This window comes from Bradyrhizobium sp. Bra78 (genome assembly GCF_024519855.1).
GTDB classification, from domain to species: domain Bacteria; phylum Pseudomonadota; class Alphaproteobacteria; order Rhizobiales; family Xanthobacteraceae; genus Bradyrhizobium; species Bradyrhizobium japonicum_G.
Genome location: NZ_JALJRE010000006.1, coordinates 168,168 through 184,733 on the forward strand (window position 1 = coordinate 168,168; position 16,566 = coordinate 184,733).

Here is a 16,566-nt window from a genome sequence, read left to right on the forward strand (position 1 = left end):
GTTACAACACACTCGCACCTTCGTGCTGGAAGCCGAGATAGCTTGCCGCGACCCGCTCATTCGCTGCGACGTCGCTGGCCTTGCCGCTGAGCACGAATTCGCCGAGCTCCATGACATAGGCCTGGTCGGCGATCTTCAGCGCGGCCTGCGCGTTCTGTTCGACCAGCAGCACGGAGACGCCGCTGGCGCGCAGCTCGGTGACGATGCGGAAAATGTCGGCGACGATGATCGGGGCGAGGCCGAGGCTCGGCTCGTCGAGCATCAGGAGCTTGGGCTCGCCCATCAGTGCGCGGCCCATCGCGAGCATCTGCTGCTCGCCGCCGGAGAGCGTGCCGGCGAGCTGCTTGCGCCGTTCCTTCAGCCGCGGAAACAGGCCGTAGACCCGCTCCATCGAGGCTTTCGCCTTGCTTCTTTCGATGCGGAAAGCGCCGAGCTCGAGATTGTCCTCGACATTCATGGTCACGAACAACTCGCGGTGCTCGGGGACGAGGCCGAGCCCCATCGCGACGCGATCCTCGATGTCGAGCCGTGACAGGTCCTGGCCGGCGAAGACGACGCGTCCCTTCAGCGGCAGAATGCCCATGATGGCCGACAGCAGCGTGGTCTTGCCGGCGCCGTTGGCGCCGACGATGGTGACGATCTGGTTCTGGCCGACCTCGAGCGAGACCGAACGCACCGCCTCGACCTTGCCATAGGCGACATGCGCGTCGGTGACGGACAACAGCGCGCTCATGCCGCCACTCCGAGATAGGCCTTGATCACTTCGGGATTGGTCTTGATCGTGGCGGGCGTTCCTTCGGCGATCTTGGTGCCGAAATCGAGCACCACGATGCGGTCGGCAAGGTTCATCACGAAGCCCATGTCGTGCTCGACCAGCAGCACGCTCATGCCGCCGTCGCGCAAATCGCGCAGCAGCGATGCCAGCCGCTGCTTCTCCATGTGGCGCAGGCCGGCGGCCGGCTCGTCGAGCAGCAGCAGCATCGGATCGACGCAGAGGGCGCGGGCGATCTCGACGATGCGCTGCTGGCCGAGCGAGAGCGAGCCCGCAAGCTGGTGCATCTGGTCGCCAAGTCCGACGCGCTCGATCTGGCGGGCGGCCTCCGCGAGCAGCCTGGCCTCGTCGGCCCGGTCGAGCCGCAGCATGGAGGAGATGGGGCCGGAGTGACCGCGCAGATGCGCGCCGATCGCCACGTTCTCCAGCACGGTCATGTCGGGCACCAGCTTGACGTGCTGGAAGGTGCGGGAGATGCCGAGCTTGACGATCTCCTGCGGCGGCGCCTTGTCGACCTTGCTGCCGAGCACGGAGATCGAGCCTGACGTCGCCGACAGCACGCCGGTGATCAGGTTGAACGTGGTGCTCTTGCCGGCGCCGTTCGGGCCGATCAGCGCGACGATCTCGCGGGCCTGGACGTCGAAGGAGACGTTGTTGACCGCGACCACGCCGCCGAACTGTTTGCGCGCCTTTTCGACCTGGAGCAGGACGCTGGATTGTCCGGGCGAGCGGGGGCGCTGCTCCAGTTTCAGCGAGGTGTCGGGCTTCTTGCCGCTCCTGCGCTCGGGCAGCAGCGACATCAGCCAGGGCCAGACGCCGCCTGGTGCGAGTTGCAACAGCGCCACCAGCATGATGCCGAACACGATGGTCTCGACCTGGCCGGAGCCCGGCAGGACCAGCGGCAAATAGCTCTGCAGCACTTCCTTGAGGACCACGACGAGGGCCGCGCCCAGCACCCCGCCCCAGACATAGCCGGCGCCGCCGACCACGGCGATGAAGAGATATTCGATGCCGGCCTGCGCGCCGAACGGCGTCGGGTTCACCGCGCGCTGAAGGTGCGCGTAGAGCCAGCCGGAGAGGCCGGCGAGCACCGCGGCGTGGATGAACACCAGCATTTTCGCCCGCGGCGTGTGCACGCCGAATGCCTCGGCCGCGACGTGGCCGCGCCGGAGCGCACGGATGGCGCGGCCGGTGCGGGAATCCAGCAGATTCATGGTGAGCAGCGCCGAGACGATCACGGCAACCCAGATCGCGTAGTAGATCGAGCCGGGCGAGAGCATCTTGAACGCGCCGATCGACAGCGGCGGGATCGCCGAGATGCCGTCGTTTCGTCCCAGAAATTCCAGCTTGCTGAAGAGATAGAACAGGCCGAGTCCCCAGGCCAGCGTGCCGAGCGGCAGATAGTGCCCGGAGAGGCGGACGGTGACGAGGCCGAGCAGCACCGCCAGCAGGCCGCTGACCAATAGCGACAGTGGCAGCGTCAGCCAGGGCGACAGGCCGTAGGTCGTCGACAGCACCGCGGTGGTATAGGCGCCGAAGCCGACGAAGGCCGCCTGGCCGAACGAGGTCAGGCCGCCGACGCCGGTCAGCAGCACGAGGCCCATCGCGACCAGGGCAGCGAGGCCGATATTGTCGAGCAGCACGATCCAGAACGGCGGCATGCCGGGCACGAACGGGATCGCCGCCATGAGAAGCGCGAAGACGAGGATGGGAAGCCGGCTCTGCATCTTGGCGTCAGTCCTTCTCTTCCTCGACCGCAGGCGCGGCGAGCGAGCGCAGCAGCAGCACCGGGATCAAGAGCATGAAAACGATCACCTCCTTGTAGTTGGAGGCATAGAAGGACGAGAACGCCTCGACGATGCCGACGAACAGCGCCGCGACGGCGGTGAGCGGGTAACTGACGAGCCCGCCGATGATCGCGGCGACAAAGCCCTTCAGGCCGATCAGGAAGCCGGAGTCGTAATAGAGCGTCGTGATCGGAACGATCATGATGCCAGACAGCGCGCCGATGACCGAGGCCAGCAGAAAGGCGATCTGACCGGACAGCGTGGTGCGGATGCCCGCAAGCCGCGCGCCGAGCCGGTTCACGGCGGTCGCGCGCAGCGCCTTGCCGTAGAGCGTCAGGCCGAAGAACAGCCAGAGCCCGACGATGAAGGCGATGGTGATGCCGTAGACGGTGATGCTCTGGCCGGTGAAGCGCAGCGCGCCGGCGGTGAACGAGCCGGACAGCACGGCAGGTCCGCGCTGGCCTTCGGCGCCGAAGAACAGAAGGCCCAGTCCCTGCAGCGCGAGGTGGACGCCCACCGATGCGATCAGCAGCACCAGCACGGAGGTGTGTGCCAGCGGCTGGAACGCAATCCGATAGAGAAACAGGCCGATCATCGCCACGATCACCAGCGACAGCGCGATGCAGACCGCCACCGGCGGCTTCTGGGCGGCGAAGTAGACGGTCAGCGCCAGCACGATGGCCGGCAGCACGATGTTAGCGACGATGCTGCGCAGGATCAGGCGCCCGTGCAGCGCCTTGCGCGCAGCGAACAGGTCGAAGGCGAAAGCGCCGATGCCCAGCGCCAGCGCGAGCTTTGCCGTCCCCGGCATCTGGCCCGCGGCCAGCGAGGCATAGGTCAGCGCGCCGTAGGTGACGAACTCGCCTTGGGGAATGAGGATGACGCGGGTGACGGCGAACACCAGCACCAGCGCGAGGCCGAGCAGCGCATAGATCGCGCCATTGGTGATGCCGTCCTGCAGCAGGAACAGCATGATGGTGGTATTCAAGACCGGACGCTCCCCCTCGAAGATTAAGGACCGGTCCCCTGATTGTGGTGGATGGTCCGCTCACAGCCATTGAAATACGCTGACGATATTTGATATGGTCCATAACAATTATCAAATATAACTTCAAGGGTGGCGGGCGACCCGTCCCGAATTTAGCGGGATTACGAGCACGAGGCGATGACCGTTCCCAAAACCGCTGAAAAGTCCTCTGAAAAGCCCGCCGATACGGCCAAGGGCCGCAAGGACGCGGCCGAGGCCCAAGTCCAGGTTCAGGGCCCGGGACCTGCCGAAGCCCTCCAGCTCGGGGAGCTCTCGGAGCAGCTCGGCTATGTACTGAAGCGGGCGCAGCTCAAGGTGTTCGAGAATTTCCTGCGCTGCATGGCCTCGCTCCAGCTCACGCCGGCGCAGTTCTCCGTGCTGCTGCTGGTCGACAAGAATCCGGGCCGTAACCAGACCGAGATCGCGTCCACGCTCGGCATCCTGCGCCCGAACTTCGTGGCGATGCTCGACAATCTCGAGAGCCGCGACCTTTGCGCGCGGATCCGCTCCACCAACGACCGCCGCTCGCACATCCTGGTGCTGACCGACAAGGGCAAGGCGGTGCTGGCCCGCGCCAAGAAGCTCGTCGCCACCAAGCACGAGGCCCGGCTGAACGAGCTGCTGGGGCCGTCCAATCGCGAGGCCCTGCTGGGGATGCTCTCGAAGATCGCCAACGAGTTTTGAGGCGGGGCTGTCATCGCCCGGCCTCGACCGGGCGATCCAGTACTCCGAGACGGCTGTGACTCATCGATAGGCCGCGGCGTACTGGATTCCCCGCATCAATCGACCAGGATCACCCTGATATCGTTGACGTTGGTCAGCGTCGGCCCCGGCAGCAGCAGATCGCCCGTCGCCTCGAAGAACGTGGTCGCGTCGTTGTTGTCGAGATAGGCCTGCGGCTGCAGCTCCTGCGCCTTCATCTTCGCAAACGTCGCCGCGTCGATCAGCGCGCCGGCGGGGTCGGTGGGATTGCCGGCACCGCCGTCGGCGCCGTCGGTGTCGCCGGCGAGCGCGGAGATGTTTGGTGTGTCCTTCAGCAGGCCGGCGAGCGCCAGTGCGTATTCCTGGTTGGGACCGCCGCGCCCCTGGCCGCGCACGGTCACCGTGAGCTCGCCGCCGGAGAGGATGGCGACGCGCTTGCCCTGCGCGCGGGCCTGCAGCGCCAGCCGGACGTGATCGGCTGCGACCTCGCGGGCCTCGCCCTCGAGATCGGCGCCGAGATCGATCGTCTCGTAGCCGGCCTCTTTCGCGAGCTTCACCGCCGCGTCGAGCGACTGCTTCGGACGCGCGATCAGCTCGAACTGCGCGCGGGCGAAGGCGGCGTCACCGGGCTTGCAGCTCTCGTTGCGTTCATCGTCCAGCGCGCGGCGGACCGCATCGTCGACGTCGAGCTTGTACCTGGCGACGATGGCGCGTGCGTCAGCCAGCGTGGTCGGATCGGGCACGGTGGGACCGGAGGCGATCGCGGAGGGATCGTCATGCGGCACGTCGGAGATCGCCAGCGTCACGATCCCGGCGGCATTCTTGCCGGCGCGCGCCAGCCGCCCGCCCTTGATCCGCGACAGATGCTTTCGCACGACATTCATCTCGCCGATCGGCGCGCCGGAGCGCAGCAGCGCCTTGTTGACCGCCTGCTTCTGCGCGAAGCTGATGCCCTCCACCGGCGCGATCCAGTTCGCCGAGCCGCCACCGGTGAGCAGCACCAGAAGCAGATCGTCCGGCCCGGCCTCGCCAGCGAGCGCGAGCGTGTCGGCCGCGCCCTTCAGGCCGGCCTCGTCGGGCACGGGATGACCGGCCTCGACCACGCGGATGCGGCGCGTCGGCACGCCGTAGCCGTGGCGCGTGGTGGCGATGCCGACGAGGCGCTCCGGCGCGAGCTTGAGCGTATCGAGATAATGCCGCTCGGCGGCGGCGGCCATCGCGGCCGCGCCCTTGCCGGCGGCGAGGCAGATCACGCGCCCCCGTGGCGCGGGGCGCAGATGCGGCGCCAGAATTGTGCTCGGATGAGCGGCGGCGACCGCGGCGTCGTAGAGCGCGCGGAGCAGGGGACGTCGGTCGGTCATGACGAGAGGCCTTGGGCGGACAGAAGAGATCGGCGGCAAACGTTGCTCACATGCCTACCGCATCATGCGCCAGAGCGTAAGCCGGCTTTGCCATCATTCGATTGTGCAATCGCGTGATCATAATCGCTGCGCAAGCAAAAGCCCCCTGCGATGGTTCGCAGGGGGCCTGTTGTCGTCGTGTGAAGCGGTCAGCCGCCGACGTCGGCGCTGATCACGTCGCCGAACAGCTCCCACTTCTCGCCCTTGAATTTTTCCAGCTGAAGTTGGCTGATCGGTGCGAAGTCGGTCGGGGAGGTGTTGATCTGAATACCCGGCAGCAGCAGTTCGGTGCGGAAGTTCTTCAGGCCGGCCGCGTGCTTCATGACGTTCGCGCGGGTCAGATCGTCACCGCACTGCTTGAGGACCTGAACCAGCGTCTGCGCGACGGCGTAGCCGACGATGGTGCCCTTGTCGAGCTTGTCGCCCTCGGGGAAGTACTTGTTCATGAAGGCCAGGAAGTCCTTCATGCCCGGGTCGTTCGCCCATGCCGGATCCGACGCGTCCTTCAGATAATCGGCGGAGATGATATCCTGGCCGTTCTCGAAGCCGGCGGGCTTCATCACGCTGCCGACGTTGGCGGAGACGTTGTTGAGGAAGTGCAGCGGCTTCCAGCCGATCTCGGCATTCTTCTTGATCGCCTGCGCCGCGAATTTCGGCGTCGTGATGTTCATGAAGACGTCGGCGCCGGTCGACTTCAGCTTGACGATGTGGTTGTCGATGGTCGGCTCCGACGTCTCGTAGCTCTCTTCCATGACGATCATCGACGCGGCCTTGGCGCCGAGACCGTCCTTCAGGCCCTTGAGATAATCCTTGCCGTAATCGTCGTTCTGGAACAGCACGGCGATCTTGGCGTCCGGCTTGTTCTTCAAGAGCCACCTTGCGTAGATCTGCGTCTCGCTCTGGTAGTTGGGCTGCCAGCCCATGGTCCAGGGGAAGTCCTTCGGATCGTTCCACTTGGTGGCACCGGTGGCGACGAAGAGCTGCGGCACCTTCTTCGAGTTCATGTATTTGTGGATCGCCGAGTTCGGCGGCGTCCCGAGCGAGTTGAAGATTAACAGCACCTCGTCGCTCTCGACCAGCTTGCGCGCCTGCTCCACCGTCTTCGGCGGCGAGTAGGCGTCGTCGTAGCTGATGAAGTTGATCTTGCGGCCGTTGATGCCGCCCTCGTCGTTGATCTTCTTGAAATAGGCGGCTTCGGTCCGCCCGATGATGCCGTAGGCGGAAGCTGGTCCGCTGTAGGGCATGATGTTGCCGATCTTGATTTCGGTGTCGGTCGCGCCGGTATCGTATTTCTTCTGGGCCGATGCAGTGGAGGCCGTGGCCGCAATGAGCGCAAGCGCCATTGACGCGGCCGCAAGTTTGCCGGTGACAGCGGGCATTCCTATCTCCCTATTTTCTTGGTGTGTGCGCCCCTTTTCTTGTCTTGATCGTTTTTGGCGACGCTGCCCGCAATTCAATACGATTTGGCCAAGGCGTTCAACAGAAAGCCCCAGCGCCGGCGCCGCAGGGGCTGCTTCTTTAGTAGTCAGGAGGGGCGCCCGCCCGTGTGCGACTGCGAGAAGGCGCAGCCGTCTTGAGTTGATTAACCAAACGCCGGCGATTTTGAGTTGCGCCGCTTCAATGCCCGAGCTCGCTCGAGATGATATCGCCGAACGGCTCCCATTTCTTGCCCTTGAAGCGCATCATCTGGAGCTGCTCGATCGGGGCGAAATTGTCGGCTGTGGTGTTGATCTTGATGCCGGGCAGCAGCGTGTCGGGTTCGAAATCCTTCAAGGAAGCCGCCTGCTTCATGACGTTGTCGCGGGTGAGGTCGTCGCCGCACATCTGCAGCACCTTCACCATGGTCTGCGCGGCGGCATAGCCGAACACCACGGCGGCATCGAGCTTGTTGGCCTTGGGGTCGTATTGCGCGATGAAATTGTAGAACTTCTTCATGCCGTCGTCGGCATTCCACTGCGGGTCGGAGCCGTCCTTGGTGTAGCTCGCCGACAGGATGCCCTGGGAGATCTCGAGGCCCGCCGGTTCGAGCACGCCGCTGACCGAGGTCGAGACGTTGGAGATGATGTGGACCGGATGCCAGCCGATCTCGGCCGCTTTCTTGATCGCCTGTGCTGAGAATTTCGGTGTGGTGATGCTGATGAAGACGTCGGCGCCCGCGGCCTTCAATTTCACGACGTGCTCGTCGATCGCGGGCTCCGAGGTGTCGTAACCGTCTTCCAGCACGATCATCGAGGCCTTGGGCCCAAGGCCGTCCTTCAGTCCCTTCAGATAGTCCTTGCCGAAATCGTCGTTCTGGTAGAGCACGCCGATCTTGCCGTCCGGCTTCTCCTTCATGATGTACTTGGCGTAGATGCGTGCCTCGCTCGCGTAGCTCGGCTGCCAGCCCATGGTCCATGGATATTGCTTCGGATCGTTCCACTTCGAGGCGCCGCTCGCCACGAACAGTTGCGGCACCTTCTTCTCGTTCATGTATTTGCGGATCGCGCCGTTGGTGGAGGTGCCGAGCGAGCCGAAAATCAGCAGTACCCCGTCGCTCTCGACCAGCTTGCGCGCCTGCTCCACCGTCTTCGGCGGCGAGTAGCCGTCGTCGTAGGAGATGAACTTGATCTTGCGGCCGCCGATACCGCCCTCGGCATTGATCTTGTTGAAATAGGCTTCCTCGGCCTTGCCGATCGCGGCATAGGCGGAGGCCGGCCCGCTATAGGGCATGATGTTGCCGATCTTGATCTCGGTATCGGAAGCGCCGCTGTCGTATTTCTTCTGCGCCAGTGCCGGTGCCGGGCTGCCCATCGCAGTGCACAACGCGAATGCGGCCAGAACGGCCGCAACCTGAAATCGAACGGCAGTCATCTTTCTCCACCCGGAACGGATCGGCGCCGCATTGAACAAAATTGACGGCGGACGTCAACAAAAAGCCCCCGCGATCGTTCGCGGGGGCTTCTCGATGTGTTGGATTATTGCGTCAACGCGTCACTCGGTGGCGATGTCGCCGCTGATGATCTCGCCGAACAGTTCCCACCTCTCGCCCTTGAAGCGCTGCATCTGGAGCTGCGCGATCGGGGCGAAGTCGGTGGCGCCGGTGTTGATCTTGACGCCGGGCAACAGGGTGTCCGGCGTGAAATCCTTCAAGGACGCCGCCTGCTTCATGATGTTGGCCCGGGTCAGATCGTCGCCGCACATCTCCAGGACCTTGGCCAGCGTCGATGCTGCGCCATAGCCATAGATCATGCTGGTGTCGGATTTGTCCGCGCCCGCCATGTACTTGTCGACGAACTCGTTCCACTTCTTCATGCCGGGGTCGTTGTTCCACTGCGGGTCCGTGGAGTCCTTGGCATAGGCTGCCGACAGCACGTTCTGCGCAGCCTCGAAGCCGGCCGGCTTCATCACGCTGCCGACCGAGATCGACACGTTGGTGAGGATCTGCAGCGGCTTCCAGCTCAGCTCGGCGGTCTTCTTGATGGTCTGGGCCGCGAACTTCGGCGTCGCGTAGATCAGCAGCACGTCGGGATTGGCCGCCTTGATCTTGACGATGTGGCCGTCGATCGACGGCTCCGACACCTCGTAGCTCTCTTCCATGATGATCATGGACGCTGCCTTGGCGCCGAGCCCGTCCTTGGTGCCCTTGAGGTAGTCTTTGCCGAAATCGTCGTTCTGGTAGAGGATCGCGACCTTGGCGTCGGGCTTCTCCTTCAGAAGCCATTTCGCGTAGATCTGCGCTTCGCTCTGGTAGGACGGCTGCCAGCCCATGGTCCAGGGGAAGTTCTTCGGGTCGTTCCACTTGGTGGCGCCGGTGGCGACGAAGAGCTGCGGGATCTTCTTGGCGTTCAGGTACTTCTGGATCGCGCTGTTCGAGGGCGTGCCGAGCGGGTTGAACACCACCAGCACCTCGTCGCTTTCGACCAGCTTGCGGACCTGCTCGACAGCCTTCGGCGGCGAATAACCGTCGTCATAGGTGACGAAGTTGATCTTGCGGCCGTTGATGCCGCCCTTGTCGTTGATCATCTTGAAATAGGCTTCTTCGGTCTTGCCGATGATGCCGTAGGCCGACGCCGGACCGCTGTACGGCATGATGTTGCCGATCTTGATCTCGGTATCGGAAGCGCCGGTGTCGTATTTCTTCTGGGCGAGTGCCGCGCCGGAGGTGAAGGTGATGACCGCCGTTGCCGTGACCAGCGCAGCGGTTCGCAGTGTTCTTTCAAAAAGCAATTCGGGTCTCCTTGGCTTCAATTAACGGGTCGTCAGTTCTTTCTGAGCCTGCCGACGAGCTGCTGGCCCATGATCGCGACCTGCCTTGCGCCGTGCGGCACGAGGTAGATGACGAAGAACAGGAGGACGCCGAACACCGCACCGGAGAGGCCCTTCGAGATGCCTTCCGCGATATTCGGGACGAAGATGATGAAGGCGGCGCCGACGATCGAGCCGGGCAGCCAGCCGACGCCGCCGACGACCATGCCGAGGAACAGCTGGATCGAGAGCGTGATGGTGAAGCTGTCCGGTGCCACGAATTGCACCGCGATTGCACTGAGGCCGCCGGCGACGCCGGTGATGCCCGCGGAGACGCCGAAGGCGAGCGTCTTGTAGAGCGCGACGTTGACGCCCATCGCGGAGGCCGCGATCTCGTTGTCGCGGATTGCCATGAAGGCGCGGCCCGAGCGGGAGCGCAGCAGGTTCACCGAGAAGATGTAGATCGCAAGCACGATCGCGAGCGTGAAATAATAGAGCCACATGTCTTGCGACATCGGCAGGCCGAATGGCGCGTCGGGCTTGGTCACAACGAGGCCCTGCACGCCGCCGGTCCAGTGCTCGAGAAAGTTCAGCTTCAGGAGCTGCGGCATGGCCGTGGCGAGCGCGAAAGTTGCGAGCGCGAGGTACACGCCGGACAACCGCAACGCCGGCTGGCCGAACAGGAAACCGAAGCCGAAGCAGAGCACGCCAGCGATCGGCAGGCAGAGCACGTAATTGATGTTGAACGCCTCCATCATGACCGCGGTGACATAGGCGCCAACGGCGTAGAACGCGCTCTGGCCGAGCGAGAACTGGCCGCTGCCGCCGGTCAGGATGTTCAATGCCAGTACGGCGAGCCCGAGATACAGCAACTGGGTCAGCTGGAAGATGATGAAGTTCTTGGCGAACAGCGGCACGGCCAGGAGCAGCAGCAACACCACAACCGAGGTGCCGGTGCCCAGAGTCATGGCCCGCTTCGGAACCGCCTCGATGGCCGGGGCTTCCGTGACGACGTCTTCTGCTGTGCTCATGATCAAACTCGCTTGACGATTTGCCGGCCGAACAGACCAGCGGGTTTGACGACCAGGACGGAGATGATCAGCGCGAGCGCGATCGGGAGTTTCAGCTCGTTGCCGACGCCGGGGATGTAGGTGCCGGCGAGGTTTTCGAAGATGCCGACGAGGAAGCCGCCGACCACTGCGCCGAACGGGCTGGTGAGGCCGCCGAGCACCGCCGCGGCAAAGCCGTAGATCAGCACGCCGCCCATCATGTTGGGCTCGAGGAACACGACCGGGGCGATCAGCATGCCGGCGATGGCGCCGATGGCGGACGCCATGCCCCAGCCGAGCGCGATCATCCAGCTCGTGTTGATGCCGACCAGGCGGGCCGACTCAGGCACCGAGGCGGCCGCGCGCATGGCGAGGCCGATCCGCGTGTACTGGAAGAAGAAATAGAGCGCGAGCAGCAGCAGCACGGTGACGCCGATCATGCCGGCCTGGTGGGTCGAGATCAGCTGGCTGCCGAGGAACGGCGAGGAGCCGAACGGGGTAGGATACTGCTTGATGGTGAAGTCCCAGATCAGGCCGGCCGAGGAGTTGATGATCGCATACAGCGCGATGAAGCCCGCGACGTTGGTCAGCACCGGCGCCTTGGCGAGCGGCTTGAACAGGATGCGCTCGATCGCGATGCCGCCGATGAAGGAGAACACCAGCGCGATGATGAACGCACCCCAATAGGGTATGCCCCATTGCATCAATTGCCAGGAGATGAAGGTCGAGAACATCGCCATCTCGCCCTGCGCGAAGTTGAGATGGTCGATCGCCTGGTAGATCATGACCACGGCCAGCGCCATGCAGGCGTAGATGGCGCCGGTGGATATCCCGGCCAGCACCTGGTTGGTGAAAAGCTCCATCGTGCCGGCTCCTCAGTAGCCCAGATAGGATTTGCGGATTTCTTCGTTGTTCGCGATGTCCTTGGCATTGCCCGACATCACGATGCGTCCGGTCTCGATCACATAGGCCTGGTCGGCGAGCTCGAGCGCGAGCTGGGCGTTCTGCTCGACCACCAGGATCGACACCTTGTCCTCGCGGTTGATCTTGCCGAGGATGCCGAACAGGTCGCGCACCACGAGAGGCGCGAGGCCAAAGGACGGCTCGTCCAGCAGCATCAGCCGTGGCCGCAGCATCAGGGCGCGGGCGACCGCGAGCATCTGCTGCTCGCCGCCCGACAGCGTGCCGGCCTGCTGGGTGTGCCGCTGCTTCAGCACCGGGAAATGGGCATACATGCGCTCGATGTCGGAGACGATGCCGGCGCTGTCCTTGCGGGTGATGGCGCCGAGCTGGAGGTTTTCCTCCACCGTCATGGTGGTGAAGGTGCCGCGGCCCTGCGGCACGTGGGCGATGCCGAACCGCACGATGCTCTCGGTGGAGCGGTTGTTCAGCGGCTTGCCGTCGAACTCGATCCCGCCGGTCGAGCGCACCATGTTGCAGATCGCGCGCAGCGTGGTGGTCTTGCCGGCGCCGTTGGCCCCGAGCAGCGTCGTCAGCGATCCCTCGTTGAGCGAGAAGGACAGGCCGTGGAGCGCCTGGACCTGGCCGTAATAGGCGCGCAGGTCCTTGACGTTGAGCAGCGTCGTCATTGGTCCTTGCTCCCGAGATAAGCCTTGATGACGTCGGGATCCGCCTGCACCTGGGCCGGCGTGCCTTCCGCGAGCTTCTTGCCGAAGTTCAGCGCGACGACGTGATCGGCGATCGACATCACGAGGCCCATGTGATGCTCGACCAGCAGCACCGTCATGTGGCGGTCGTCCCGGATGCGGCGAATGAGGTCGCCGAGCACATAGACTTCCTCATGGTTGAGGCCGCCGGCCGGCTCGTCGAGCAGCAGGATTTTCGGATCGGCCGCGAGCGCGCGCGCAAGCTCGACGCGCTTCTGCGTGCCGAAGGGCAGGCCGGACACGACGGTGTGGGCGACGTCCTCGAGTTTGAGATAGGCCAGGATCTCGTGCACCTTCTCGTTGACGCTGCTCTCGCTGCGCCGGACCCACGCGAGCCTCAGGGAGTCGCTGATGATGTCGCTGGAGGTCTTGGAATGGGCGCCGACGCGGACGTTGTCCATCACCGAGAGATTCGGAAACAGCGCCACGTTCTGGAAGGTGCGGCCGATCCCGATCTCGGCGATCCGGTGCGGCGGCCGCGACAGGATGCTCGCGCCTTCCATCAGGATGTCGCCGGACGACGGCTGGTACAGCCGCGAGAGGCAGTTGAAGAGCGTGGTCTTGCCGGCGCCGTTGGGGCCGATCAACCCGAGAATCTGGCCCTTGTGCATGTCGAAGGACACGCCGTTGAGCGCAATGATGCCGCCGAACACGACGCTGACGTCGTGAACCGCGAGCAGGGGCGATGTCCCCTGCGCGAGCTGTGCCTGCGTCATCTCGTCTCGCCCACACTGTTGAGTGGGCAAAGGGGCGGTGTGAACCGCTCCCGGCGACGACAAAGGCTATCTGATCCCCTCGGCCACACGCGCAACTTTCCCTCCTGATTTCAGCTTTTTGCTGACGTCTTTTTTGGAATGCGGCATCAGACCCCCAAGTGCCGCTTCGATGTTCCTTACCATCGCAAGCAGACGCGGTCCAATGTCGTTGATCAAACGCTCTTCCGTGAAACGGAATGCGGGCGCCCCACAATTGAAGGCATAGGGTCCGGTTCCGTCGTTCAGCTTCAGCGCGACTCCGGCTGCGCCGATGTCGTCATGCCAGTCGCCGACCGAGATCGCGAAACCGTATTTCGCGACGGTTTCGCCGGAACGCTCCAGCCCATCGCGCATCTTGGGCCAGCGGCTGCCGTAATGTTCGCGCAGGACACGCGACAGTTCTGCGCGATCGTTTTCGTCGAGCGCCCAGAAATAGGCCCGGCCCATCGCGCTGGTTGCAATCGGCACACGGGAGCCGACGTCAAGTTGAACGCCGACCGTTTCGCTGCCGCGGCTTTGCCCGAAATAGATCATGCTGTGACGGTCGCGGCCGCCGACGGCAACGGCGCCTCCCGTCGACCGCATCATGTCTTCGCGAAACGGTTCGGACAAATGCCGAACACCGAGATTGGCCAACGCAGCGTATCCGAGCGCCATCGCGGCCGGCGCGAGCTGATACTTCTCGAAGCGGGGAACCGGCGTCAGATAACCGAGCTTCGTCAACGTATAGGTCAGCCGCGAAACCGTCGGCTTGGGCAGATTGGTGCGGGCCGCGATTTCCTGGTTGCCGAGGAGACCGTCGCTGGGTTGAAATGCGCGCAATACGTCTAGTCCGCGGGAAAGCGCGACGACGAAATTCCGATCGGTCGCGGCCTTCTTTGCTGTACGCTTCATCCCTGATCTGCTTCTTGCGCGGAGTCGTTGACAAGTCACGTGCTTCAAAATAACCCTGCCGTCAAGATGCGGAATTAAATTCCGCAGTGCGAAATCGAACAAAAGTTACCCCACCAAGGAGGGACACCGTGAGCGAAGTGGTCAAGCTTGAGCGTCATGATGAAGTCGGGATCGTCACGGTCGACAGCCCTCCGGTGAATGCGTTGAGCGCTGCGGTCCGCGGCGGCATTTTGGAGTGCGTCAAGGCTGCGATTGCCGATCCCGCCATCAAGGGCATCGTGCTGACCTGCGCCGGCCGCACCTTCATTGCCGGCGCCGACATCACCGAATTCGGCAAGCCGCCGAAGCCGCCCGCCCTCAACGACGTGCTGTCCGAGATCGAGAACTCGCCGAAGCCGGTCGTGGCCGCGATTCACGGCACCGCGCTCGGCGGCGGGCTCGAAGTCGCGCTGGCCTGTCACTTCCGCGTGGCGGTCAAGGAGGCAAAGCTCGGCCTGCCCGAGGTGAAACTCGGCCTGTTGCCGGGCGCCGGCGGCACCCAGCGCCTGCCGCGTGCGGTCGGGCCGGAACTCGCCGTCAAGATGATCGTCGGCGGCGATCCCATCGGTGCGGCGGAAGCGCTCAAGAACGGGCTGATCGAGGAGATCGTCGAGGGGCCGGCCTCCGGCGGCGAAGCGTTCGTCCGCAAATTGCTCTCCGAGAAGCGTCCGCTGCGGCGCCTGCGCGACGACGATTCCAAGATCGCCGCCGCCAAGGCCGACCGCTCGATCTTCACCAATGCGGTCGCCGCGATGACCAAGAAGTCGCGCGGCCTGGAAGCGCCGTTCGCCGCGGCCGACGCCGTCGGCTACGCCATCGACCTGCCGTTCGACGAAGGCCTGAAGAAGGAGCGCGAGGGCTTCTTGAAGCTCGTCGCCAGCGACCAGTCCAAGGCGCAGCGCTATGCCTTCTTCGCCGAGCGCGAGGCCAGCAAGATCGCAGGCGTGCCTGAGGGCACCAAGTCGCGGCCGGTGAACCGCGTCGCCATCCTCGGTGCCGGCACCATGGGCGGCGGCATCGCGATGTCCTTTGCCAATGCCGGTGTTCCCGTCACCCTGATCGAGACCGGCGAGGAGCAGCTCAAGCGCGGCATGGGCATCATGCAGAAGAACTGGGAAGCGACCGCCGCGCGCGGCGGCATTCCCGCCGATGCGCCCGCCAAGCGCATGGCGCTGATCAACGGCGTCGTCGGCATCGAGAACGTCGGCGATGCCGACCTCGTCATCGAGGCCGTGTTCGAGACCATGGCGGTGAAGAAGGAAGTGTTCGGCAAGCTCGACCAGTACGTCAAGCCCGGCGCCGTGCTCGCCTCCAACACCTCGTATCTCAACATCGACGAGATCGCGAAGTCGACCAAGCGCCCGCAGGACGTGCTCGGCATGCATTTCTTCTCGCCGGCGAACGTCATGAAGCTGTGCGAGATCGTGCGCGCCGACAAGACCGCGCCGGATGCGCTGGTCACTGCCGTGACCATCGCGCGAAAAATCGCGAAGGTGCCGGCCGTGGTCGGCGTCTGCGACGGTTTCGTCGGCAACCGCATGCTGGCCCAGCGCGGCAAGCAGTCGGAAAAGCTGCTGTTCGAAGGCGCGCTGCCGCAGCAGGTCGACGCCGTCGTGACCAAATTCGGCATGCCGATGGGGCCGTTCGCGATGGGCGACCTCGCCGGCCTCGACATCGGCTGGCGCTCGCGCAAGGATCGCGGCATCAAGTCGGAGATCGCGGACGCGCTGTGCGAAGCCGGCCGCTTCGGCCAGAAGACCGGCAAGGGCTATTACAAGTACGAGGCGGGCTCCCGCTCGGCGCTGCCCGATCCGGAGGTCGAGAAGCTGATCGACGAGACGCTGCTCCGTCTCGGCCGCAAGAAGCGCGCCGTCAGCGACGAGGAGATCCTCGAGCGCATGATGTACCCGATGATCAACGAGGGCGCGAAGATCCTCGAAGAAGGCATCGCGGCGCGGCCCTCCGACATCGACGTGGTCTGGCTCTACGGCTATGGCTGGCCGATCTATCGCGGCGGCCCGATGTTCTGGGCCGACAGCGTCGGCCTCAAGCACATCGCCGATCGCCTCTCCTTCTACGCCAAGGAGACCAACGACAAGAGCCTCGAGCCGGCGCCGCTGCTGAAGAAGCTCGCGGCCGAAGGCAAGACGTTCGCCTCGCTCGCGGCCGCGTCGAAAGCGGCGTAATGGTCGCTTCGTCTCAACCTTCGTCATTCCGGGATGCGCCGCAAGGCGCAGGCCCGGAATCCAT

General features: G+C 64.4%; 14 protein-coding genes. 2 read left to right on the forward strand and 12 right to left on the reverse strand.

Annotated features, from left to right (window positions below):
* Position 1: 1 nt before the first annotated feature.
* Genes OC450_RS15905 through OC450_RS15915 form a run of 3 tightly spaced genes read right to left on the reverse strand, consistent with a single transcriptional unit; the run spans position 2 to position 3,547 of the window.
* Positions 2-733, reverse strand: a complete 732-nt coding sequence (locus OC450_RS15905; RefSeq protein WP_211382024.1) for an ABC transporter ATP-binding protein — start codon at positions 731-733, stop codon at positions 2-4.
* Positions 730-2,499: an ABC transporter permease subunit gene (locus OC450_RS15910; protein ID WP_211382025.1), complete on the reverse strand. Its 1,770-nt coding sequence runs from the start codon at positions 2,497-2,499 to the stop codon at positions 730-732. Before OC450_RS15910 ends, OC450_RS15905 begins: the two co-directional genes overlap by 4 nt.
* Positions 2,500-2,506: 7 nt before the next feature.
* Positions 2,507-3,547: a branched-chain amino acid ABC transporter permease gene (locus OC450_RS15915; RefSeq protein ID WP_211382026.1), complete on the reverse strand. Its 1,041-nt coding sequence runs from the start codon at positions 3,545-3,547 to the stop codon at positions 2,507-2,509.
* A 177-nt stretch (positions 3,548-3,724) separates the two neighbouring features.
* Here OC450_RS15915 and OC450_RS15920 point away from each other — a divergent pair, with 177 nt between their 5' ends.
* Positions 3,725-4,270, forward strand: coding sequence for a MarR family winged helix-turn-helix transcriptional regulator (locus tag OC450_RS15920; RefSeq protein WP_262048253.1), 546 nt, complete (start codon positions 3,725-3,727; stop codon positions 4,268-4,270).
* Positions 4,271-4,365: 95 nt separating this feature from the next.
* Here OC450_RS15920 and OC450_RS15925 read toward each other — a convergent pair whose 3' ends face one another.
* From OC450_RS15925 to OC450_RS15965, 9 genes are all read right to left on the reverse strand, one after another.
* Positions 4,366-5,649, reverse strand: coding sequence for a glycerate kinase (locus OC450_RS15925; RefSeq protein ID WP_262048254.1), 1,284 nt, complete (start codon positions 5,647-5,649; stop codon positions 4,366-4,368).
* A 188-nt stretch (positions 5,650-5,837) separates the two neighbouring features.
* Positions 5,838-7,067 (reverse strand): ABC transporter substrate-binding protein, encoded by a 1,230-nt coding sequence (locus OC450_RS15930; protein WP_211382029.1) that lies wholly within the window; start codon positions 7,065-7,067, stop codon positions 5,838-5,840.
* Positions 7,068-7,305: 238 nt separating this feature from the next.
* Entirely contained in the window at positions 7,306-8,538 is a 1,233-nt protein-coding gene (locus OC450_RS15935; RefSeq protein WP_211382030.1) for an ABC transporter substrate-binding protein, read from the reverse strand.
* 120 nt (positions 8,539-8,658) lie between these two features.
* Positions 8,659-9,894 (reverse strand): ABC transporter substrate-binding protein, encoded by a 1,236-nt coding sequence (locus OC450_RS15940; protein WP_211382031.1) that lies wholly within the window; start codon positions 9,892-9,894, stop codon positions 8,659-8,661.
* A 32-nt stretch (positions 9,895-9,926) separates the two neighbouring features.
* The gene (locus OC450_RS15945; protein WP_256805619.1) at positions 9,927-10,943 is read right to left on the reverse strand and encodes a branched-chain amino acid ABC transporter permease; all 1,017 of its coding nucleotides are present in this window, start codon (positions 10,941-10,943) and stop codon (positions 9,927-9,929) included.
* A 2-nt stretch (positions 10,944-10,945) separates the two neighbouring features.
* Positions 10,946-11,824, reverse strand: a complete 879-nt coding sequence (locus OC450_RS15950; RefSeq protein ID WP_211382033.1) for a branched-chain amino acid ABC transporter permease — start codon at positions 11,822-11,824, stop codon at positions 10,946-10,948.
* Positions 11,825-11,836: 12 nt separating this feature from the next.
* A complete protein-coding gene (locus tag OC450_RS15955; protein WP_008135694.1) occupies positions 11,837-12,550 on the reverse strand; it encodes an ABC transporter ATP-binding protein in 714 nt (237 codons plus the stop codon).
* Positions 12,547-13,344 (reverse strand): ABC transporter ATP-binding protein, encoded by a 798-nt coding sequence (locus OC450_RS15960; RefSeq protein ID WP_211382034.1) that lies wholly within the window; start codon positions 13,342-13,344, stop codon positions 12,547-12,549. Before OC450_RS15960 ends, OC450_RS15955 begins: the two co-directional genes overlap by 4 nt.
* 66 nt (positions 13,345-13,410) lie before the next feature.
* Positions 13,411-14,277: an IclR family transcriptional regulator gene (locus OC450_RS15965; protein WP_211382427.1), complete on the reverse strand. Its 867-nt coding sequence runs from the start codon at positions 14,275-14,277 to the stop codon at positions 13,411-13,413.
* Between the two features lie 128 nt (positions 14,278-14,405).
* On the opposite strand from OC450_RS15965, the gene OC450_RS15970 reads away from it, so the two are divergent.
* The gene (locus tag OC450_RS15970) at positions 14,406-16,502 is read left to right on the forward strand and encodes a 3-hydroxyacyl-CoA dehydrogenase NAD-binding domain-containing protein (RefSeq protein WP_211382035.1); all 2,097 of its coding nucleotides are present in this window, start codon (positions 14,406-14,408) and stop codon (positions 16,500-16,502) included.
* The last annotated feature ends 64 nt before the right edge of the window (positions 16,503-16,566 follow it).